Raw genomic sequence first — 20,768 nt, forward strand, 5'->3', positions numbered from 1 at the left:
ATTACTCACCGTGTCCGGCGATCATCATCGCTTCAAGCGCCAGACGTTCCGTCTTGCGCATACGTTCTGATTCCGACTTCAATTGACCACAGGCCGCCAGAATATCGCGGCCGCGTGGCGTGCGGATCGGCGAAGCGTAGCCTGCCGCATTCACATAATCGGCGAAGCGTTCAATATGCTCCCAGTCGGAGCACTGGTAGTTGGTGCCCGGCCATGGGTTGAACGGAATGAGATTGATCTTGGCCGGAATACCGCGTAGCAGCTTCACCAGCAGCTTGGCGTCTTCCATGCTGTCATTGATGTCCTTGAGCATCACATATTCAAAGGTGATGCGCTTGGCATTCGACAGGCCGGGATATTCACGGCAAGCCTTGATCAGCTGTTCCAGCGGATATTTCTTGTTGATCGGCACCAGAAGATCGCGCAGTTCGTCGCGCACGGCATGTAGCGAGATCGCCAGCATCACGCCGATTTCTTCGCCGGTGCGATAGATTTCCGGCACAACACCAGAGGTCGAAAGCGTGATACGACGCTTGGAAAGTGCCAGCCCATCACCATCGGATGCAATCAGGAGAGCCTTCTTCACTTCCTCGAAGTTATAAAGCGGCTCACCCATGCCCATCATGACGATGTTGGTGACCTTGCGGCCCTCAGCAGGCACGATAGCGCCATCCGGTGTGTCGGTATCCGGGAAATCACCAAGACGATCACGCGCGGTCAACAGCTGCGCCAGAATTTCTTCTGATGTCAGGTTGCGAACCAGCTTCTGTGTGCCAGTGTGGCAGAAGGAGCAGGTAAGTGTGCAGCCAACCTGAGAAGAAATGCAAAGCGTGCCGCGGCCTTCTTCAGGAATATAAACGCATTCGATTTCGACAGGGCGCCCGGCACCGCGTGGTGGGAAGCGGAACAGCCATTTGCGCGTTCCATCCTGCGAGATTTGTTCTTCAACCACTTCCGGGCGCGCAATAGTGAAATGCTGCGCCAGAAGAGCGCGCAGATCCTTGGAAATGTTACGCATATCAGCAAAATCGGAAACGCCGCGCACGTATAGCCAGTGCCAGAGCTGCGCAATGCGCATCTTGACCTGCTTTGGCAGAACGCCAACCTTGATCAGCTCATCAGCCATTTCCTCGCGCGACATGCCTATGAGCGACGGCTTCTGCTCCATGTTTGCGCGCACATGGCGGGCAAGCTGGTCGCGCGTATCATCAATGGTTAAGTCGAACGAAATGGACATCTGTTTTCAACTGTTGAGGACGCCGCATAAAGCGCGCCGGTAAATCTAGAGCATGTCTCCCGAAAGTGGGAACCGGTTCCGGGATGAAGACATGCGTAAAAACAAAAGCTTAAAGCGTGTCGCCCGTATCTGATTGAACGCGACATGCTTTAGCGATTGCATGGATATATGGGCTCGTTCATTTGAAATGCGAGCCCTTTGCGCGCGCTCATAGCACACAATATTCGATCCGTCATCCCGCACTGTTTCGCGGCAGGCATGCATAAGTGACAATACAACGTTAAAAAGAAAAGCCGGAGCGGAGCCCCGGCTTAATAATTTAACTCGAACCGATTGGCTTATTTGCACTTCTGAATGGCTGCGAGCGCTGCCGAAATGCCCTTGAGCGAATAGGTGTAATTGGTCTTGGTGCCGCGCTTGGACTGTGCCTGCACCTTCATGTCCGAACCGCCGCGCATTGCTGCGATCAGCTGTGGCTCTTCTGCTGCATTTTCCATCCAGCCGGATTTGCCATTGACGAACATCGTGAAATTGCGGTTGCCGATGGTCACGATAACCTTGGCATTTGCATTTGTATTCAGCTCATAACCGGCCATGAACTGTGGTTCAAAGCTGACGTTCTGTCCTGGCTTCTGGCTCACGAGGAAGAAGTTATCGCCATGATCAACGTTAGCAGGCGCTTTCTGCGTCGGAACGGACAGGACATAGCAAACCTTGCCATTGCCTGACTGATAGCTATAGGCGCCCCAGGCGTCGAACTGCTTAATCTGGGTCGGTGTCTGGGCGAGTGCCGAACCCGCCATTGCAATCGTAAACACCGAAGCCGCGACGATCGATTTTCCAAGCATGGTTTTTTACCGGTTCTCTTTCGTTTGCTTCAAAGTCGAATATCGGGATATCGCCGTTCATCACGCCGTCCCGTTTAGTGACCCTTAATGTGCCTTAATCTGGGTTACCAAACGGTGAAGTTTTGAAAGAAAACTTGAACGAGTAGACCTAAGTCCCCGCGATCCCGTTGCCAACTTCATCCAAAAGAAAGCGGCAAGAGTTTGTCATATTGCGTCAATGCACGATGATCGTGATGTCGCCCCATAACAAAGCTGTGAAGGGGAGAGGCCGCTTTAAGCAGCCTCACCGTCGTCGCGAAGAGCCTCACGGGCTGCGATTCTATGGGCGGGCGTTATATGTGTGCGAACAGCAGTCAATGCCGCCATAAGCACTGCAATGTCATCGGTGAAACCAATGCCAACCAGCATATCGGGGATGACATCGAAGGGCAGAACGAAATAGGCAAGTGCTGCCATCAGTGTCATGCGCACACGCGTCGGCGTGTTTTGGTCGAGCGCGCAATAATAGGCGGCCACAACCTCATCCATAAACGGAACCATGCGACCGGCACGACGTGCGGTCTTCCAGAATCCTTTTTTCACCCGTTCGCTGCGATCATTGAAATCGCCTTCATTGCCGGGCTCCAGGATTTCATCAATCTTGACGCTATCCATGTTTGGGCAATCTCCAGTAAGCCGAATGCAAGGCCACAATAGCATTGGAAATGGGAATATTGCATCCAGCTTTCAAGTCGGAATGCATTTCCTGCATGAACCGTCAGCTACAAAAAGCCTCTGAAATCAACAAAATATGGATTCCAGAAAAACCGGGTTTCGGCCTGATTTGCCTGCGTGAACGAGCTTAAAGCATGTCGCGGAAAAGTGGGAACCGGTTTTCCGATAAAGACATGCATAAAAATGAAGAGATAGAGCGAACGCGGTAGCTAGGATTAAGCGCGACATGCTCTGGTTGATTGGAGAACCTTGATGCATTTCACCGGCTATGGCGAAAATTTTGTGCGCAGTGACCGGTCAAGCCAGTTCTATCGCGGCCATCAGCTGGCGGCAGCTCAGGACATTAGCGATCATGTCACCATCGATGTGAAGGATGGCATTTGCTACGACATCACCGCCTATATGCGTTTTCTGCTGGGGGCAGGTATTTCCGAGCACACGTTACGCGGCACATCGGGCCAAAACTGGATTCCGCTGCTGAATTTCAAAGCCGGTGAACTGTGGAACGGCTATTCGGCGCTTCCATACGGGCGGGCGATTGGCTTCTACGACGTGAAAGCGGGGCACATTTTTCATTCAGCCGTTGCGGTCGGTGACATCTATATTCGCAGCATCAATGGCGGAACGCTCGGTCAGAACTGGAGTGATCGTATCGATCTAACCAAAGCGCTCCCTTATATGGGACGAAATCGCGAAGGCAATTTCACGCATCAGAAAAAGCCGATAATCGTTTATATTTCAAAAGTTTGATCGTTCTAAACCAGCGCATTCATCTTGCGAGCAAGCTTGATGTCCAACTCGGTGATTCCGTTCTCGCTGTGGGTCGAGAGCGTGACATCGACACGATTATAGACATTGAACCATTCGGGGTGATGGTCAAGCTTTTCGGCATAAAGTGCTGCTCGGGCCATGAAGCCGAACGCCGCGTTAAAGTCCTTGAATTTAAAACTTTTGCTGATTGCTTCGCGGTCATCGACCTTCTGCCAGCCATTAAGCTCGCCAAGTGCCTGTTTCAGTTCGTCATCAGTCAGCCTGTTGCGTGCCATTGTCTTTTGCCTATGTTGTTGGCTATTCAGCTCTAACTTATCATAGCCGCGAGAGTTCCGTGACCCGATCAGCCCCGACCAGTATTCTATTTGTCTGTGCAGGCAATATCTGCCGTTCGCCGCTTGCGGAAGGCGTGATGGCTCAGGTTCTGGCTGAGCGTCGCATTGATCATGTGCTGATCGATTCGGCGGGCACAAATGGCTACCACACTGGCGAAGAACCGGATGATCGTTCGATCCGTGTTGCAGCGAAACATGGCCTCGATATTTCCGAGCAGCGCTGCCGCCAACTGACGCCGGGCGACTTTACGCGTTTTGATCTCATCCTAGGGATGGATCGCTATAATATGCGCATGATCGCTCAAAGACAGCCTGCAAATGCAAGCGCTCGTATCGGGCTTTTCACCGAAATTGCAGAAGGAAAAGCCGTTGAAATCCCCGATCCTTACTATGGAGATATCGGGGATTTCGAACAGGTTTACCGGATGGTTCTAGCCTCATCAAAGGCGCTTGCCGACCAGTTCTGGCGTGAAACGGCCATCAAAGGCCAGGCTTCCTCGACGACATAAGGTCCGCCGCCGACAGAATCGCGTGAGGACATCAGCACGAAGCGGCCCACCTTGAACGGCATTGTTGAGAAATTACCTCTTGATGAGAGATAATGCACGACATCCGCAATGTGCGGATTTCGCAGCCGTGCCAAAGTCACATGGGGTGTGAATTTACGCGGATCGGCGGGAATGCGAAGCCGCTGGCAAATGCGTTCGATTTCGCCTTGCAATGCGTTGAGTTCAGGCGAGGGGGATACGCCCGCATAGATGCTGTGCGGCTTCTTGGAACCGAAAGCATCGACACCTGACAGGTTGAGCATGAATTCGGGGCGCCGCACGCGATCAAGCGCATTGGCAACCTCGTCGGCCACATGGCCTTCCACATCCCCGATAAAACGCAGGGTTATGTGGTAATTTTCGACATCAATCCAGCGTGCGCCGGGGAGGCCGCCTCGTAATAACGAGAGCGAAAGCGCGGCGTCGCGCGGGATTTCGAGGGCAGTAAAGAGACGCGGCATAAAGCATCCTCCTCGAATCGTTCTGCGCCAGAGCGTCGTGTGGTCTAAGCCACGGGAGGACGCTCTGAGTTAGAGTGCCTATGCACCGATCATCAGAAAAACGAATCTTTTTCCCTTACCGATGCAACTCTCAGCGAATCATTCTTCGCTGTTTTGAGCAAGCTGTTTATGCCTCCTGATTGTGTCAGCCGCCCGATGTCCCCGCCTTTTGTTCAGCTTTCAGGGTTTTCTCGATCACCGGCATGAAATTGGTGACCATTGTTTCAACGCCCTTTTCATTCGGATGCATTCCGTCTTCCAGCAGTAGCCCCTTTTGCGTGGCAACGCCGTCGAGGAAGAACGGATAAAGCGGCACGCCGTACTTCTGCGCAAGCTTCGGGTAAATCGGGTTGAATTTCTCGGCGTAATCCTTGCCCATATTGGGTGGTGCCATCATGCCTGCAAGGATAACGGAAATGCCGCGTGTCTTGAGGCGCGACAGCATTTCATCGAGATTTTTCTCGGTAATGTCGGGGGAAATACCGCGCAGCGCATCATTCGCACCCAGTTCCAGGATGACCAGATTGGTGCCATCAGGGATCGACCAGTCAATGCGTGCAAGTCCACCCGTTGTCGTGTCGCCCGATACGCCGGCATTTTCGATACTGACTTCATAACCCTTGGCGTCCAGCGCTTTTTCAAGTTGCTGCGGGAAGGCGGCGTTAGAAGGCAGAAAATAGCCCGCCATCAGACTGTCGCCAAAGCCAACGATCTTGACCTGTGCAAGCTGTTCGGTCGGCAAAGCATCTTCAAGACCGGTCGGATCTTCCTGCGCACGCGCACCGGTAGCAATAAAAGACGCAGCTATGACAAAAATCGATAGCCATACCGGGATCGAGAGTTTGAAACGCATCGTTAGCAACCCATATCTAGCAAAGGTGGGCAAATCGCCCAGAGGACTTCTCTTCAATTTCTGGCGCAAAACAAGTTCAAATTTGTGGCGCGCTCTGGCCTTGAATATTCATATAGGAAGAAAAACGCGTGACGGAACAGGTGACTTCGCTAAATCATGGCCCGATCATCGAGCTTGAGAATGTTCATCTGACTCTGGGACATGCGGCATCATCCGTACATGTGCTTAAAGGCGTCTCGCTTTCAATTGCCCAAGGAATGTCTGTTGGCATCGTCGGTCCGTCGGGATCAGGCAAATCCACACTTTTGATGGTTCTGGCCGGTCTTGAGCATATCGACCAGGGAACGGTCAAGATTGCCGGTGAAACCATCAGCCAAATGACCGAGGATCAGGCTGCCGCTTTTCGTGGCGCCAATATCGGTATCGTTTTCCAGTCCTTCCACCTCATCCCGAATATGACCGCATTGGAAAATGTCGCCGTCCCTCTGGAGCTTGCCGGGCGCAAGGATGCCTTTGAGGTGGCCGAACGTGAATTGCGCGCTGTGGGTCTTGGCGAACGCCTCACGCATTATCCGTCAGAACTGTCGGGTGGTGAACAGCAGCGCGTGGCCATTGCCCGGGCGCTTGCGCCAAGCCCCAAAATCCTGATTGCCGATGAGCCGACAGGCAATCTCGACACGGCTACAGGTCGTCAGATTGCCGATTTGCTGTTTTCCAAGCAGCGTGAAAACGGATTGACGATGGTCCTTGTCACGCATGATCCATCGCTTGCCGCTCGATGCGATCAGGAAATTCCGGTGCGTTCAGGCCGTATTGAGGAGCCCACACGAAAAGAGACTGCGCTTGAAACAGCGGTGGCTGGCGAATGAGCAGGCCGATGAGCAAGTTTGCTTCCTTCTCTCTCGCTCTCCGCTTTGCATTGCGTGAAATGCGTGGCGGGCTCTCCGGATTTTATATCTTTCTGGCCTGTATCGCCTTGGGTGTCGCAGCGATTGGTGGCGTGAATTCAGTTGCACGTTCGGTCAGCACAGGGATTGCAGTCGAAGGCCAGAGTATTCTTGGCGGCGATGTCAGCTTTGCGCTTAATCAGCGCGAGGCAAGTGCCGACGAGCGCGCTTTCATAGACCAGCAGGGCAAGGTTGCCGAAAGTGCCACGATGCGCTCCATGGCACGTCTGCCGGATGGCTCCGATCAGTCGCTGGTTGAAGTGAAGGCGGTTGATGCCGTCTATCCGCTTTATGGCGCATTGAAAGTAGCACCTGAGCTTTCGCTTGAAGACATGACGAAACAGCAGAATGGTGCCTATGGCGCCGCTGTCAGTCAGGATTTCCTCAATCGCATGGGCGTTCAGCTTGGAACGAAAGTTCTGCTTGGTTCTGAAACTTTTGAGCTGCGTGCATTGATCGAAAGCGAACCCGACCTTCTGTCGTCGGGTTTTAATTTTGCGCCGCGTTTTCTGGTTTCGATGGATGGCCTTCGTGCGTCTGGGTTGATCCAGCCCGGAAGCCTTGTCGATCATATCTATAAGGTGGCATTGCCGGATGGTGCGCCCGATTCCGCAATTGCTGAGCTTCGCACCCGTGCAGCTGCAGATTTTCCGGATGCAGGCTGGAATATCCGCTCACGCAACAACGCAGCCCCGGCGCTGACCGCAAATATCGAACGCTTCTCGCAGTTTCTCACACTGGTGGGCCTGACGGCGCTTATTGTTGGTGGCGTTGGTGTCGCAAATGCTGTGCGTGCCTATCTTGATGGCAAGCGCGGCGTGATTGCGACTTTTAAGTCATTGGGTGCACCTGCACGTTTTGCAGTGCTGGTCTATCTCGTGCAGATCATGGTGATCGGCCTTATCGGCATCGTTCTAGGTTTGGTGCTTGCCGCGATCATTCCATATGCAGCCGCTTTGGCGCTCGCCAATTATCTGCCCGTTGCAGGTGGCGGCGGCTTCTTCCCGCAAGCGCTAGCTTTGGCGGCAGTTTTCGGTCTCATCACGACGCTTGCCTTTGCGATTATCCCGCTTGGTCGTGCCCGTGAAATTCCGGCAACGGCGCTATTTCGCGAACAGGGCTTTGAACAACGTGGATTACCGCCACTTCTTTATCTAACGCTCGCTGTTTTGCTGATTGCTGCTTTGGCAGGCTTGGCACTTTACGTCGCTTATGATCGACGGATTGCTGCGATCTTCATCGTATCATCAATTGCGGCCTTTGGTGTTTTGCGGCTGGTCGCGGACGGTATCCGTTGGCTGGCGCGTCGCGCGCCGCGCACGCGTTCGACAGCAGTTCGGCTTGCTGTTGGCAATATTTATCGCCCTGGCGCGCTGACACCATCCGTGGTGCTTTCGCTGGGGCTTGGCCTTACGCTAATGGTGGCGATTGCGCTCATTGATGGTAATCTGCGGCGTCAGGTAACGGAGAATATTCCGGCACAGGCTCCGGACTTTTTCTTTGTCGATATTCAGAACAATGACATCAGTGACTTCACCAAGCTTGTGAGCGGCATTGTCCCGGATGGCAAACTCACCTCCGGTCCGATGCTGCGCGGTCGTATCGTCGCTTTTAACGGCACCAATGTTCGTGACATGACCATTCCACCGGAAGCAGCCTGGGTCCTGCGTGGCGACCGTGGCATTACCTTTGCTGACAAAGTTCCAGAAAATTCGACGCTGACCGAAGGCGAATGGTGGCCCGAAAATTACTCCGGCGAGCCACTTGTTTCTTTCGCAGAACGTGAAGGCAAGGAGCTTGGGTTGAAGCTTGGCGATACGGTTACGGTCAATGTGCTTGGCCGTAACATCAATGCCAAGATTGCAAGCTTCCGGCAGTTACAATGGGAAACACTGGCGATGAATTTCGTCATGGTTTTTTCGCCGAACACTTTTACCGGTGCGCCTGCCACATGGCTAGCAACGCTTACAATTCCTGATGGTCAGAAGAACCTGGCGCCCGATGTCCTGCGACAGGTTACAAAAACATGGCCAGCGGTTACGACCGTCAGCGTGACTGATGCGCTGGATGTGGCGAATGATCTGATCAGCCAGCTTGCAACGGCAATTCGGGCTGCTGCATCCATCGCTCTTGCGGCTTCTGTTCTGGTATTGGGCGGTGCTCTGGCTGCAGGCAACCGCGCCCGCGTTCACGATGCGGTTGTGCTGAAAACGCTGGGTGCCACGCGCGGCACGCTGATTGCAGCCTATATCGTCGAATATATGCTTCTGGGCCTTGCAACAGCGGTATTTGCGCTAGTCGCAGGCGGCGTTGCTGGCTGGTATGTGGTGGTTGAAGTCATGAAGCTGAAGGCGCAGTTCTTGCCGGACGTCGCGCTGATGACGGTGGCTGTGGCACTCGTTCTAACCGTTGGATTCGGTCTGGCCGGCACATGGCGCGTGCTGGGTCAGAAGCCTGCAACCGTGCTCCGAACCATATGAAGCATTTGTAACCTTGCAGCTTAAATTCGCTTAAGCCCTTGGATCGCATGGATAATGCGATCCATTTTTCAAGTCGTTTATCACGATTTTTTACAGCTGGTACTTGTGTGAGAACGCTAAAATCCCCATAATAAAACGCAGGCATGCTGGGGTCCCGCCAGCGGCGCCTGGGAGCGGCTCGAAATGAGCCTGACCCCGACACCGGACGGGACAACGCAAAAGGATTTAAGTCATGGCTGACTTTCGCAATATTCAGGCACAGCAGAGGCCGGTAGGTGGCGCTCGCGTTGGTGCTGACATCGATCAGGGCCTCCGCAGCTATATGCTCGGCGTCTACAACATGATGGCAATTGGTCTGGTTGTTACAGGCCTTGCTGCTTTGGCTGTCTCATCGTTGGCAACCACAACCGATCCGTCGGCAGCTGTTGCACAGCTTGCAAACGGCAAAATGCTCACCTCACTTGGTGCAGCACTTTATACATCTCCGCTGCGCTGGGTGGTTATGCTCGCTCCGCTCGCAGCTGTATTCTTCCTGAGCTTCCGCATCGAGCGTCTGTCGGTTTCGACCGCTAACGCCGTGTTCTGGGGCTATGCAGCTCTCGTCGGTCTGTCGCTGTCGTCGGTCTTCCTGGTCTTTACCGGCCAGAGCATCGTTCGCACCTTCTTCGTAACGGCTGCTTCGTTCGGCGCATTGTCGCTCTATGGTTACACAACCAAGCGCGACCTGTCCGCAATGGGCTCGTTCCTGATGATGGGTCTGTTCGGCCTGATCATCGCTTCGGTCGTTAACATCTTCCTCGGCTCCACCGCGCTGCAGTTTGCAATCTCGGTGATCGGCGTTCTGATCTTCGCAGGTTTGACCGCTTATGACACGCAGTCGATCAAGGAAATGTACTTTGAAGGTGATTCTGCGGATTCGCAGGGCCGCAAGGTTGTTATGGGCGCGCTGCGTCTGTACCTCGACTTCATCAACATGTTCATGTTCCTGCTTCAGTTCATGGGTAACCGTGACTAAGAGCATGTCTCCCAAAAGTGGGAACCAGTTTTGGGTTAAAGATCTGCTGAGAAGATACTAAACGAAGAATACGTGAGGGCAGCGGCAACGCTGCCCTTTTTGCTTTTCAAGCGGGCAGCCCGGAGTCATGCTGGACGGGCAATTTTAACTGAGTCTTGGCCTCCAACATGCCCCATATCCGCGATTTCAAGCCCACTGATATTGAAGCCATCACGACGATCTACACGGAGGCCGTGCTGAACGGTTCCGGTTCTTACGAGATCGAGCCGCCCACCATTGAGGAAATGACACGGCGCTTCGACATCTTTGTCGAGCAGGGCTTTCCAATTCTTGTTGCGGAAGAAAATGGACTGGTCTTGGGCTATGCCTATATAAGCTATTTTCGAACCCGCCCGGCCTATCGCTGGCTTGCGGAAGATTCGATCTATATCGCACCCGATGCCAAGGGGAAGGGCGTCGGCAAGCTTCTGCTTGGCGAGCTCATCCAGCGTGCGACAGCATTAGGCTTCAGGCAGCTGCTGGCGGTAGTTGGTGATGGTGAGCACAATATCGGCTCTGTGAAGCTGCATGAGAGCTTGGGATTTATCCATTGCGGACGAATCCAGGGCTCAGGCTTCAAGCATGGGCGCTGGCTTGATACGGTCCTCATGCAGCTGTCGCTCAATGGAGGTTGCGCTGTTGACCCCGGCGAGATGCCGCTGGCTTAATTATCAACCAGCTTCAGGCTCTTATCGAAAACGCGGAGCACACGTTCAAGCTCGTGTCCGCGTTTCATAATGAGACCGCTTGCAGATATCACAGAATAGGCACCCTGCTTCTGGGCAAGCTTTGGATTTTTCTCGACGCGGAAAAGCGGGACCTCGCTCGCACGGCGGAAAATAGAGAACACCGCTCTGTCTGCGAGATGGTCAATCGCATAATCGCGCCATGCACCTGTCGCGACCATGCGGCCATAAATATTGAGGATTTTACCAAGCTCGTGTCGGTCGAAGCTGACGGTCGGAGCAGGCGGTTTTATCTGCCCTAGAGGTACAACCTTGGGCGATGCCGAAGGATGGGAAAGCGAATGAGAGGACGCATCCTCGTTCGCAGCGCTTGGTCTATCCATGTCCTTCCTTTCGTCGCCGACATTGATTGTAAAGGAAACGCGGGAACACCGATCAAATCAGCTCATGACAGTAAGGTGATGCTTTTGTAAAATGATTGCAAGACCATGAAGCTTCTATGGCAGCTTCTGCCAAGCTTATCCTATAAAAATAGGTCCCAATTTATTGTATATTAGTTGATCACGAAAAGAGAATGCTTGTTCTCAATGGTGATTGTCAGCCACATTTTGGCCTTGTCAACTTCGCATTCCGGCCTGATTATGACGTCAGCATCTACACGTTGCCTGAGACGGTTCGGTTCGGGTATGTCCGACCCCAAGCCCCCCGCCCAAAGGACTGCCCGAACCGAACCAACCTTTACTGGCCTACAGCGTAATTCCTTAAACTTGAACCAGTTTAAGGTAAAAGATTGCCGTAAATATAAAGTGTTAAAGCGACCTTTGTGCGTCCAAAAGGGCGCACTGCGCGTTAGCCACTCAGACAGATGCAACGCTTCCTAAAAATCAAAGATTTTACGTATTCACCAAGCATGGATTGTGTCTGCCTAGGAAGTCTAGAGACCTAGCCGATCTTCCTGTTTGAAAATAGCTGCACCGTGAATCTGGCCAAGAGCATTGTCGCTTTTGCTTTCCTGCAGTACGACCGCACAGCCGGTCACGTCTTTGCGCGTGAGTTCTGAGGCAGGCAGCTCAATCTTCAGAGCTTTGCCATCCCACATGCCGATTGTATTGATGTCAGTCACGGTGTTGCGATAGGTGACTGACTGCCCGGCGTTCTCACCCTTATCAATCGGGATTGTCACTGAATCGCGCAGGTAAAACATTACCACATGAACAGGCTTTGCAGGCTTTTTGCCTGCCGCTATCTCGATAGACAGACGACCGTCATCAAGCTTCTTGATACTAACGGGAACATTGAGCTTGCTCGCCGCAATATGCTGCTTAACAACCTCGGCGTCGCCGCCATTCATTTCCGATGCGCCATTTACGATCGCTTGAGGCGTGTAGACCATCTTCGCATTGAACGAATTGCGATAGGCATTCTGGCGATCTGTATTGTCCTGAGAAGCTAGCGTATCTCGCCAGCCCATATAATCCCAGTAATTGACGTGGAATGACAGCGCGAGCACGTTCGCATCATCGGCGTATTTCGCCAAATTCTTGTCAGCCTGTGGGCAGGATTTACAGCCCTGACTGGTATAAAGCTCAAGAACCGAAGTTCGCGTGCTGCTATCTTGGGCCTTTGCCACCCCATGCATGGATAGACACCCGGTGAAGGCCAAACCCAGCGCGGCACAAACACCGCGCAAGCCGGGAACGTATTCACCGGAAAGCCATGTATTTGTCCCTTGGAAGGGCGAATGGAAGGTCACTTTGGGTTCATCCTGCAATAATTGACGCTGACATCTATTATGTAGGAATTACGACGATCAATAGGAATTCACGTTGCAGTGAGATTTGCAGGCAATGTGTTTCTTTTATCTCACTGTCACAATCTATGGAAAAGCCGCCGAATTGCTCCGGCGGCTTTTTATTTCGACGATTTCGCTGATTAAGCAGCGAGATCGCGCAGAACGGTCTGCAGAATGCCACCATTCTTCATGTAGTCGAGCTCGTCCAGCGTATCGATACGGCAGATGAGCGGAACCTTCTTCACCGTGCCATCGGCATAGGTGATGGAAGCTTCAACCTTCTGGCGTGGGCGCACATCGGCAAGGCCTTCGATGGAGACGATTTCGTCACCCTTCAGACCGAGCGTCTGCCAGCTTGTGCCTTCCTCGAAGACGAAAGGCACAATGCCCATGCCAACGAGGTTGGAGCGGTGAATACGCTCAAACGACTGCGCAATCACAGCCTTCACGCCGAGCAGGTTGGTGCCCTTTGCAGCCCAGTCACGCGACGAACCATTGCCATATTCGACACCCGCAAAGATGACGAGCGGAACACCCTCGGCCTTATACTGCATGGCAGCATCGTAGATCGAGGTCTCTTCCTTCGACGGGTAATGGATGGTGTAGCCGCCTTCACGACCGTTTTCGCCCAGCATGTGGTTACGAATACGGATATTGGCGAAGGTGCCGCGCATCATCACTTCATGGTTGCCACGACGCGTGCCGTACTGGTTGAAGTCAGCAATGCCGACGCCATGGTCGATGAGATATTTACCAGCAGGCGACTGTGCCTTGATGGAACCAGCAGGCGAGATGTGGTCGGTCGTGATCTTGTCGCCGAAGAGGCCCAAAACGCGGGCGCCCTTGACGTCTGCAATCGTACCAGCCGACTTGCCCATGCCCACGAAGTAAGGCGGGTTCTGTACATAGGTTGAATTGTCGTCCCATGCATAGGTCTGGCCAGCAGGAACCTGCACGGCCTGCCAGTTTTCGTCGCCCTTGAACACATCCGCATATTTCTCCGAGAAGACTTTGCGGGTGACATTCTTGGCGATGAATTCCTGGATTTCAGCCGATGAAGGCCAGATGTCACGCAGGAACACCGGATTACCGTTCTGATCTTCGCCAAGTGGCTCTTTGGTCAGGTCCTTGGTGACCGTGCCAGCAAGCGCATGAGCAACAACCAAAGGCGGCGAAGCCAGATAGTTTGCCTGGACGTCAGGCGAAACACGACCTTCAAAGTTACGGTTGCCGGAAAGAACGGCTGCCGCAATCAGACCCTTTTCATTGATGGTCTTGGAGATCGGAGCAGGCAATGGACCGGAGTTACCGATACAGGTCGTGCAACCGAAACCAACAAGGTTGAAGCCGAGCGCATCAAGGTCTTTTTGCAGGCCAGCCGACTCAAGATAAGCGGCAACCACCTGGGAACCAGGAGCGAGCGAGGTCTTGACCCAAGGCTTGGTCTTAAGCCCCTTGGCAACGGCGTTGCGTGCCAGAAGACCGGCAGCAATCAGAACGCTTGGGTTCGAGGTGTTGGTGCACGATGTGATAGCGGCAATTGCCACATCGCCATGACCAAGATCATAGTCTTCGCCTTCAACGGCATAACGCGTGGTCTGGCCGGTCGTCTTCTTGTATTCGGTTTCAAGCGAAGTTGCGAAACCCGATCCGATGTTTTCCAGCGCAATGCGGCCTTCAGGACGCTTTGGACCAGCCATCGATGGAACCACGTCACCCATGTCGAGTTCAAGAATGTCGGTGAAGACCGGGTCTTCGGAACCCTTTTCACGCCACATGCCCTGCGCACGGGAATAGGCTTCAACAAGCGCGAGACGGTCTTCTGCGCGACCGGTCGTGTTCATATAGTTGAGCGTTTCCTTGTCGATCGGGAAGAAGCCGCAGGTTGCGCCATATTCCGGGCCCATGTTCGCAATAGTCGCGCGATCAGCGAGCGTCATGTTTTCGAGGCCTTCGCCGAAGAACTCGACGAACTTGCCGACGACGCCCTTCTTGCGCAGCATCTGCGTGACGGTGAGCACGAGATCTGTTGCGGTCACGCCTTCTTTGACCTTGCCGGTCAGGCGGAAGCCGATGACTTCCGGCAGCAGCATGGAAACCGGCTGGCCGAGCATCGCAGCTTCCGCTTCGATGCCACCAACACCCCAGCCAAGAACGCCAAGGCCATTGACCATGGTGGTGTGGGAATCGGTGCCGACGCAGGTGTCAGGATAAGCAACGGTCACGCCGTCCTCTTCCTTGGTCCATACTGCCTGTGCCAGATATTCGAGGTTCACCTGATGGCAGATGCCTGTGCCCGGAGGAACGACGCGGAAGTTCTTGAATGCCTGCTGGCCCCATTTCAGGAAGCGGTAGCGTTCGCCATTGCGCTGATATTCAAGATCCACATTGGCCTTGAATGCGCTGGGATTGCCGAATTCATCGACGATGACTGAGTGGTCGATGACGAGATCGACAGGAACCAGTGGGTTGATTTTTTCAGGATCGCCGCCGAGTGCCTTGAGGCCATCGCGCATGGCTGCAAGGTCAACAACGGCAGGAACGCCGGTGAAGTCCTGCATGAGCACGCGTGCCGGGCGATAGGCGATTTCTGCACCTGCCGAACCGCGATCTGTGAGCCATGCGGCAACAGCTTCGATATCCGACTTCTTGACGGAGCGGTCATCTTCAAAGCGAAGCAGGTTCTCAAGCAGAACCTTCATGGAAAATGGAAGTTTGGAAATGCCAGTAAGACCGTTCTTTTCGGCTTCGGTCAGGCTGTAATAGACATAGTCCTTACCGTTGACGGTAAGCGTTTTGCGGCTTTTGAAACTATCAATGTTTGACACGTTAGTTCGTCCTCATGCTACTGGCCGGAAAACCAGGACGAACGCCTAGGCTTGCGTTTCAAGGACGCGCCAAGGTGCGGGTGCAGTCATTTCCGCTGTCCGTCCCGAAACCTGTGCTCTCACGAGCGCCAAGTGTTTGAGATCGGCCAAAATTTGTTTCCACACCGACCGCTGGCATGGTAACTCAGATATAGGGAGTTTCTTATAACGATTCCAGACAGATTATCGTGAACGTCATCCCTTGCGGCAAAATGTTGCGATATCCCATTTGGCGTATGCCAAATGTGGTAAGGAGAGAATATGCGGCTTGGGGCCGAAAATCTGGCGGGCGAGCGCGGCGGCGAAACGATCTTTGCAGGTCTTTCATTTGAAGTATTGTCCGGCGAAGCGCTGATTGTCACTGGCCCGAACGGCTCCGGAAAGTCTACTTTACTGCGCATTATCTGCGGTCTGCTTGCCCCTGAAGCTGGCAAGATCGAGCTGCTGGAAGACAGAGCCGCGTTGCCCGTTCGAGCAACCTGCCATTATCTCGGCCACCAGAATGCAATGAAGCCCGCTTTAAGCGTACGTGAGAACCTTTTGTTCTGGCAGAAATTCAACGGTTCAGCACGATTTGACATTGATGAAGCGCTGGAAGCCGTTGATCTGCCGGGAGTTGAATATTTGCCTTTCGGCTATCTCTCGACAGGGCAAAAGCGCCGCGTTTCCATTGCCAAGCTGCTGATCAGCCACCGTCCGCTCTGGATCGTAGATGAACCGACCGCTGGTCTCGACAAGGCATCTGAATCTCGCTTTGCAGAATTGATGCGCGATCATATGCGGGACGGCGGTATGGTTATTGCCGCAACGCATATTCCGCTGGGCCTCGAAGGTGTGCGGACGCTCGACATGGCCAGCTTTTCGCACGAGGTTGCGTGATGCTGGCACTTTTTCTGCGAGATTTGCGTCTGAGTTTCCGTGCCGGCGGCGGCGCGCTGATCGGCATTCTGTTTTTTCTGGCAGTCATTTCAGTGATGCCATTTGGCGTCGGTCCCGATCTCAATCTACTGGCGCGCATTGGGCCTGCCATGCTGTGGATCGGCGCTTTGCTGGCGACACTTCTTGGCCTCGATCGGCTGTTTCAGGCGGATCGCGAAGATGGCTCGCTTGATCTGCTGCTGATCGGCGCAGACCGCCATATGCTGGCTTTTACAGTGTTTGTGAAATGCGTCGCTCATTGGGTCGCGAGTGTTCTGCCGCTGGTCATTGCCTCGCCGATGCTTGGGCTTTTTATGAATATGGATACGACGGCAACCGCTGCAACAGCGCTCACACTTCTGGTCGGAACCCCCGCAATTGCCTTTATCGGCGCTGTAGGTGCGGCACTTGCTGTGGCTTTGCCGCGGGGCGGTCTGCTGGTTTCGGTGATCGTGCTGCCGCTGACTATTCCAGTGCTGATTTTCGGCGTATCTGCTTCTTATGGCGCGACCGATGCGGTGGCGCCTTTCTTTGCACCGTTTCTTATTCTCTGCGCATTGACTTTGTTTTTTGCAGTTTTGGGGCCGATCGCTGCGGCGGCTGTTCTTAAAACGTCGGCGGATTGACGCAGTTGATTACGGTCAATTGAACGCCCTATCGGGTCGGGTTAAATAAAGGTCATGACGAAAGACATCGTGAAAACCACAAGCTGGCTCGATCTGGCAAATCCCACGCGCTTCCTCGCTTTCGCGGGCAAGGTTTTGCCGTGGCTTGGCGGCCTGTCTGCGCTCATTCTGGCAGCCGGCCTTTATATGGTTTTCCTGTCGCCGGATGATTATCAGCAGGGACTGACTGTCCGTATCATGTATATCCATGTGCCTTTCGCATGGCTTTCCATGATGTGTTATTCGATCATGGCAATTTCGGCGCTGGGCACGCTGGTCTGGCGTCATCCGCTGGCCGATGTTTCGATCCGCGCTGCGGCTCCCTTGGGCGCGGTGTTCACAGCACTTGCACTTGCAACCGGTTCGCTCTGGGGCAAGCCGATGTGGGGCACATGGTGGGTGTGGGACGCGCGCCTGACATCCGTCTTCGTGCTTTTCCTGATGTATCTTGGCATTATCGCGCTGTCGCGTGCAATGGATGACCCGGCCAAAAGCGCCAAGCCTGTGGCGGTGCTCACACTGGTCGGCTTCATCAATATTCCTATCATCAAATTCTCGGTCGACTGGTGGAACACGTTGCATCAGCCAGCATCCGTCTTCCGTATGGATGGCCCGACGATTGACGGCTCCATGCTTCGTCCGCTTTTCGTGATGGCCATCGGCTTCACACTGCTGTTTCTGGCGCTTCACATGATGGCGATGCGCAATGAAATCTGGCGTCGCCGGGTGGCTTCGATGAAAAAGCTTGCAGCCCGCAATGTGGATCGCAATCGCGCCAAACAAGCTGGGGAGCGTGCATAATGGGCAATCATCTAGGGTTTGTTCTGGCATCTTATGGCATTACGGTTGTGGCACTTGCTGTCACCATCGGCTGGATATTGATTGATCAGCGTATCCAGAAAAGTGAGCTGAAACGGCTTGAGGCGCAGGGTGTGCGTCGCCGTTCTGCCAAAGCATCCGGTTCTGCGAAATGACAGAGACAACGCAAAAGCAACCCGCACCCAAGAAACGTTCAACCTGGGTGGCATTGCTGCCGCTGCTGATCTTCGTGGCACTGGCTGCGGTTTTTGCTGTGCAGCTTTTGTCGGGCAAGGATAGCTCAACCATCCCGTCGGCACTTATTGGCAAGGATGCACCGCAAACCAGTCTGCCAGCCGTTGAAGGTTTGACACGCGACGGCGCGCCTGTTCCGGGGCTCAACAGCGAAGATTTCAAGGGCAAGCTTACACTGGTCAATGTGTGGGGATCGTGGTGCGTTCCTTGTCGTCAGGAGCATCCGCTGCTGATGGAAATCGCCAAGGATGAGCGCATTCGCGTGGTTGGCTTGAATTACAAAGATCAGCCCGAAAACGCCCGCCGTTTTCTAGGCGATCTCGGCAATCCATTTGCAGCAGTCGGTGCCGACCGTGCCGGACGCTCGGCCATCGAATGGGGCGTCTATGGCGTGCCTGAAACCTTCCTCGTCGATAAAGACGGCAAGATTGTCTACAAGCATGTCGGGCCGTTTACGCCGGAATCTGTGAAGAACGATCTGATGCCAGCGGTGGCCAAAGCACTGCAATAATAAAAGTCTATAAAATGGAAAAAGCCCCGCATGTGCGGGGCTTTTGCTTTTTTAGTTCAATCAATCAGGCAATTTCCGGACTGCGCCCTTGGCAGCACTGGTTGCCATCGAAGCATAAGCCTTCAGCGCGGTTGAAACCTTGCGCTTGCGCTCTTCAAGCGGCTTCCAGCCTGTTTCATTCTGCTCGGCGCGGCGTTCTGCCAGCGTTGCATCATCAACAGCCAGATGAATCTTGCGATTTGGAATGTCGATATCGATGATATCGCCCTCACGCACCAGACCGATTGTGCCGCCTTCGGCTGCTTCCGGCGAAACGTGACCGATCGAAAGGCCCGAAGAGCCGCCCGAGAAACGTCCGTCAGTGATCAGCGCGCAAGCCTTACCCAGACCCTTCGACTTGAGGTAACTGGTCGGATATAGCATTTCCTGCATACCCGGACCGCCGCGCGGACCTTCGTAGCGGATCAGCACAATGTCGCCAGCCTTGATCTTGCCGTTCAGGATGCCGAGCACGGCGGAATCCTGGCTTTCGAAGATGCGTGCAGGGCCGGAGAATTTCAGAATGGAATCATCCACGCCTGCGGTCTTCACGATGCAGCCATCTTCCGCGAGATTGCCGTAAAGTACCGCCAGACCACCATCCTGACTGAATGCATGTTCCTTGGAACGGATGACGCCCTTTTCACGGTCAGCATCGACGCTGTCAAAGCGGCGTTCCTGAGAAAAGGCAACCTGTGTCGGCACGCCGCCCGGAGCCGCCGAATAGAACTTATGCACCATTTCGCTATTGGTACGGGTGACGTCCCAATGATCAAGCGCCTTGCCCATCGTTTCGCTGTGTACGGTCGGCAGATCGGTATTGATGAGGCCTGCCTTGTCGAGCTGACCCAGAATACCCATGATGCCGCCCGCGCGATGCACATCTTCCATGTGAACCGTGTTGTTGGCGGGTGCGACCTTGCAGAGAACCGGCACGCGACGCGACAGGCGGTCGATATCGGCCATGGTAAAGTCGATTTCGGCTTCCTGTGCGGCTGCAAGCAGATGCAGAACCGTATTGGTCGAGCCGCCCATGGCAATGTCGAGCGTCATGGCGTTTTCAAAGGCCGGGAAGCTCGCTATCGAGCGCGGCAATACGCTTTCATCGTTCTGCTCATAATAACGGCGAGCAAGATCGACAACCAGATGACCGGCTTCAACGAAGAGGCGCTTGCGGTCGGCATGGGTTGCAAGCGTCGAACCATTGCCCGGCAGCGACAGGCCAAGCGCTTCGGTGAGGCAGTTCATCGAGTTTGCGGTGAACATGCCCGAGCACGAACCACAGGTCGGGCAGGCAGAGCGTTCAATCGCCTTGACCTGATCGTCGGTGTAGCTGTCGTCGGCAGCTGCGACCATTGCGTCAACGAGGTCGAGTTTCTTGACCTGGTCGTCCCAGATAACCTTGCCGGCTTCCATAGGACCACCGGAAACGAACACTACCGGGATATTGAGGCGCAGAGCAGCCATCAGCATACCGGGAGTGATCTTGTCGCAGTTGGAAATGCAGACCATCGCATCCGCGCAATGGGCATTGACCATGTATTCCACCGAGTCGGAGATCAGTTCACGCGATGGCAGCGAATAGAGCATACCGTCGTGACCCATGGCGATGCCGTCATCGACCGCAATGGTGTTGAATTCCTTGGCAACGCCGCCCGCACTTTCGATTTCGCGCGCAACCAACTGACCCAGATCCTTGAGGTGCACATGGCCCGGCACGAACTGCGTGAACGAGTTCACCACAGCAATAATAGGCTTGCCAAAATCCTCATCTTTCATGCCGGTGGCGCGCCATAGGCCGCGCGCGCCAGCCATATTGCGGCCGTGGGTGGTAGTACGCGAACGATAAGGAGGCATTTTCAAACCTTTTAGGACTATTCTAATTTGTGATGTCGGTATGACAGAACTGCTTCCGCAGAGCAAAGCGCAAATTGCCCCAGCGCCTGCACC

At 54.2% G+C, this 20,768-nt stretch carries 21 protein-coding genes; 11 read left to right on the forward strand and 10 right to left on the reverse strand.

The annotated features are described in order from the left end of the window. Position 1 precedes the first annotated feature (1 nt). The 3 genes from rlmN to KMS41_00410 form a co-directional block, all read right to left on the reverse strand. Positions 2-1,237: a 23S rRNA (adenine(2503)-C(2))-methyltransferase RlmN gene (rlmN, locus tag KMS41_00400; protein QWK77745.1), complete on the reverse strand. Its 1,236-nt coding sequence runs from the start codon at positions 1,235-1,237 to the stop codon at positions 2-4. A gap of 338 nt (positions 1,238-1,575) precedes the next feature. Next, positions 1,576-2,085, reverse strand: coding sequence for a hypothetical protein (locus KMS41_00405; GenBank protein ID QWK77746.1), 510 nt, complete (start codon positions 2,083-2,085; stop codon positions 1,576-1,578). A 273-nt stretch (positions 2,086-2,358) separates the two neighbouring features. Further along, positions 2,359-2,739, reverse strand: coding sequence for a DUF1232 domain-containing protein (locus KMS41_00410; GenBank protein QWK77747.1), 381 nt, complete (start codon positions 2,737-2,739; stop codon positions 2,359-2,361). 312 nt (positions 2,740-3,051) lie between these two features. On the opposite strand from KMS41_00410, the gene KMS41_00415 reads away from it, so the two are divergent. Beyond that, positions 3,052-3,549 carry a hypothetical protein gene (locus KMS41_00415; protein QWK77748.1) on the forward strand — a complete coding sequence of 166 codons (498 nt, stop codon included), beginning with the start codon at positions 3,052-3,054 and terminating at the stop codon, positions 3,547-3,549. Between the two features lie 5 nt (positions 3,550-3,554). Here the strand turns inward: KMS41_00415 and KMS41_00420 are convergent, their stop codons facing one another. Beyond that, a complete protein-coding gene (locus tag KMS41_00420; GenBank protein QWK77749.1) occupies positions 3,555-3,845 on the reverse strand; it encodes a 4a-hydroxytetrahydrobiopterin dehydratase in 291 nt (96 codons plus the stop codon). Positions 3,846-3,904: 59 nt separating this feature from the next. On the opposite strand from KMS41_00420, the gene KMS41_00425 reads away from it, so the two are divergent. Further along, a complete protein-coding gene (locus KMS41_00425) occupies positions 3,905-4,414 on the forward strand; it encodes a low molecular weight phosphotyrosine protein phosphatase (protein ID QWK77750.1) in 510 nt (169 codons plus the stop codon). Here KMS41_00425 and thpR read toward each other — a convergent pair. Beyond that, positions 4,324-4,914, reverse strand: a complete 591-nt coding sequence (gene thpR, locus KMS41_00430; GenBank protein ID QWK77751.1) for an RNA 2',3'-cyclic phosphodiesterase — start codon at positions 4,912-4,914, stop codon at positions 4,324-4,326. The two genes, KMS41_00425 and thpR, sit on opposite strands and share 91 nt — an antisense overlap. Positions 4,915-5,098: 184 nt before the next feature. Further along, positions 5,099-5,806 carry an arylesterase gene (locus tag KMS41_00435; GenBank protein QWK77752.1) on the reverse strand — a complete coding sequence of 236 codons (708 nt, stop codon included), beginning with the start codon at positions 5,804-5,806 and terminating at the stop codon, positions 5,099-5,101. Positions 5,807-5,934: 128 nt separating this feature from the next. Between KMS41_00435 and KMS41_00440 the strand changes: the two genes are divergently transcribed. From KMS41_00440 to KMS41_00455, 4 genes are all read left to right on the forward strand, one after another. Next, positions 5,935-6,675: an ABC transporter ATP-binding protein gene (locus KMS41_00440; GenBank protein ID QWK77753.1), complete on the forward strand. Its 741-nt coding sequence runs from the start codon at positions 5,935-5,937 to the stop codon at positions 6,673-6,675. Positions 6,676-6,683: 8 nt separating this feature from the next. After that, complete coding sequence (locus KMS41_00445) at positions 6,684-9,233, forward strand: ABC transporter permease (protein ID QWK77754.1); 2,550 nt, start codon at positions 6,684-6,686, stop codon at positions 9,231-9,233. Positions 9,234-9,465: 232 nt separating this feature from the next. Then, positions 9,466-10,248, forward strand: a complete 783-nt coding sequence (locus KMS41_00450) for a Bax inhibitor-1/YccA family protein (protein QWK77755.1) — start codon at positions 9,466-9,468, stop codon at positions 10,246-10,248. 167 nt (positions 10,249-10,415) lie between these two features. After that, positions 10,416-10,955, forward strand: a complete 540-nt coding sequence (locus KMS41_00455; GenBank protein QWK77756.1) for a GNAT family N-acetyltransferase — start codon at positions 10,416-10,418, stop codon at positions 10,953-10,955. Here KMS41_00455 and KMS41_00460 read toward each other — a convergent pair. From KMS41_00460 to acnA, 3 genes are all read right to left on the reverse strand, one after another. After that, a complete protein-coding gene (locus tag KMS41_00460; GenBank protein QWK77757.1) occupies positions 10,952-11,356 on the reverse strand; it encodes a DUF2794 domain-containing protein in 405 nt (134 codons plus the stop codon). The two genes, KMS41_00455 and KMS41_00460, sit on opposite strands and share 4 nt — an antisense overlap. Before the next feature lie 551 nt (positions 11,357-11,907). After that, entirely contained in the window at positions 11,908-12,642 is a 735-nt protein-coding gene (locus KMS41_00465; GenBank protein ID QWK78725.1) for a thioredoxin family protein, read from the reverse strand. A 263-nt stretch (positions 12,643-12,905) separates the two neighbouring features. Beyond that, entirely contained in the window at positions 12,906-15,593 is a 2,688-nt protein-coding gene (gene acnA, locus KMS41_00470; GenBank protein QWK77758.1) for an aconitate hydratase AcnA, read from the reverse strand. A 300-nt stretch (positions 15,594-15,893) separates the two neighbouring features. Between acnA and ccmA the strand changes: the two genes are divergently transcribed. Genes ccmA through KMS41_00495 form a run of 5 tightly spaced genes read left to right on the forward strand, consistent with a single transcriptional unit; the run spans position 15,894 to position 18,779 of the window. Further along, complete coding sequence (gene ccmA / locus KMS41_00475) at positions 15,894-16,511, forward strand: heme ABC exporter ATP-binding protein CcmA (GenBank protein QWK77759.1); 618 nt, start codon at positions 15,894-15,896, stop codon at positions 16,509-16,511. Then, positions 16,511-17,176 (forward strand): heme exporter protein CcmB, encoded by a 666-nt coding sequence (ccmB, locus tag KMS41_00480; GenBank protein QWK77760.1) that lies wholly within the window; start codon positions 16,511-16,513, stop codon positions 17,174-17,176. The genes ccmA and ccmB overlap by 1 nt, the downstream gene beginning before the upstream one ends. A gap of 54 nt (positions 17,177-17,230) precedes the next feature. After that, complete coding sequence (locus KMS41_00485) at positions 17,231-18,016, forward strand: heme ABC transporter permease (protein ID QWK77761.1); 786 nt, start codon at positions 17,231-17,233, stop codon at positions 18,014-18,016. Continuing rightward, complete coding sequence (gene ccmD, locus KMS41_00490) at positions 18,016-18,189, forward strand: heme exporter protein CcmD (GenBank protein ID QWK77762.1); 174 nt, start codon at positions 18,016-18,018, stop codon at positions 18,187-18,189. The genes KMS41_00485 and ccmD overlap by 1 nt, the downstream gene beginning before the upstream one ends. After that, a complete protein-coding gene (locus KMS41_00495; GenBank protein ID QWK77763.1) occupies positions 18,186-18,779 on the forward strand; it encodes a DsbE family thiol:disulfide interchange protein in 594 nt (197 codons plus the stop codon). Before ccmD ends, KMS41_00495 begins: the two co-directional genes overlap by 4 nt. Before the next feature lie 60 nt (positions 18,780-18,839). On the opposite strand, the gene ilvD is transcribed toward KMS41_00495, so the two are convergent. Beyond that, positions 18,840-20,675 carry a dihydroxy-acid dehydratase gene (gene ilvD, locus KMS41_00500; GenBank protein QWK77764.1) on the reverse strand — a complete coding sequence of 612 codons (1,836 nt, stop codon included), beginning with the start codon at positions 20,673-20,675 and terminating at the stop codon, positions 18,840-18,842. Between the last annotated feature and the right edge of the window lie 93 nt (positions 20,676-20,768).

The organism is Ochrobactrum sp. BTU1 (assembly GCA_018798825.1).
GTDB lineage: Bacteria > Pseudomonadota > Alphaproteobacteria > Rhizobiales > Rhizobiaceae > Brucella.

What these genes read in the sequence shown, in the direction of transcription:
- rlmN (QWK77745.1), bottom strand. Translation starts at nt 1,237, where the DNA reads ATGTCCATTTCGTTCGACTTAACCATTGATGATACGCGCGACCAGCTT.
- KMS41_00405 (QWK77746.1), bottom strand. Translation starts at nt 2,085, where the DNA reads ATGCTTGGAAAATCGATCGTCGCGGCTTCGGTGTTTACGATTGCAATG.
- KMS41_00410 (QWK77747.1), bottom strand. Translation starts at nt 2,739, where the DNA reads ATGGATAGCGTCAAGATTGATGAAATCCTGGAGCCCGGCAATGAAGGC.
- KMS41_00415 (QWK77748.1), top strand. Translation starts at nt 3,052, where the DNA reads ATGCATTTCACCGGCTATGGCGAAAATTTTGTGCGCAGTGACCGGTCA.
- KMS41_00420 (QWK77749.1), bottom strand. Translation starts at nt 3,845, where the DNA reads ATGGCACGCAACAGGCTGACTGATGACGAACTGAAACAGGCACTTGGC.
- thpR (QWK77751.1), bottom strand. Translation starts at nt 4,914, where the DNA reads ATGCCGCGTCTCTTTACTGCCCTCGAAATCCCGCGCGACGCCGCGCTT.
- KMS41_00435 (QWK77752.1), bottom strand. Translation starts at nt 5,806, where the DNA reads ATGCGTTTCAAACTCTCGATCCCGGTATGGCTATCGATTTTTGTCATA.
- KMS41_00445 (QWK77754.1), top strand. Translation starts at nt 6,684, where the DNA reads ATGAGCAAGTTTGCTTCCTTCTCTCTCGCTCTCCGCTTTGCATTGCGT.
- KMS41_00450 (QWK77755.1), top strand. Translation starts at nt 9,466, where the DNA reads ATGGCTGACTTTCGCAATATTCAGGCACAGCAGAGGCCGGTAGGTGGC.
- KMS41_00455 (QWK77756.1), top strand. Translation starts at nt 10,416, where the DNA reads ATGCCCCATATCCGCGATTTCAAGCCCACTGATATTGAAGCCATCACG.
- KMS41_00460 (QWK77757.1), bottom strand. Translation starts at nt 11,356, where the DNA reads ATGGATAGACCAAGCGCTGCGAACGAGGATGCGTCCTCTCATTCGCTT.
- ccmA (QWK77759.1), top strand. Translation starts at nt 15,894, where the DNA reads ATGCGGCTTGGGGCCGAAAATCTGGCGGGCGAGCGCGGCGGCGAAACG.
- ccmB (QWK77760.1), top strand. Translation starts at nt 16,511, where the DNA reads ATGCTGGCACTTTTTCTGCGAGATTTGCGTCTGAGTTTCCGTGCCGGC.
- KMS41_00485 (QWK77761.1), top strand. Translation starts at nt 17,231, where the DNA reads ATGACGAAAGACATCGTGAAAACCACAAGCTGGCTCGATCTGGCAAAT.
- ccmD (QWK77762.1), top strand. Translation starts at nt 18,016, where the DNA reads ATGGGCAATCATCTAGGGTTTGTTCTGGCATCTTATGGCATTACGGTT.
- KMS41_00495 (QWK77763.1), top strand. Translation starts at nt 18,186, where the DNA reads ATGACAGAGACAACGCAAAAGCAACCCGCACCCAAGAAACGTTCAACC.
- ilvD (QWK77764.1), bottom strand. Translation starts at nt 20,675, where the DNA reads ATGCCTCCTTATCGTTCGCGTACTACCACCCACGGCCGCAATATGGCT.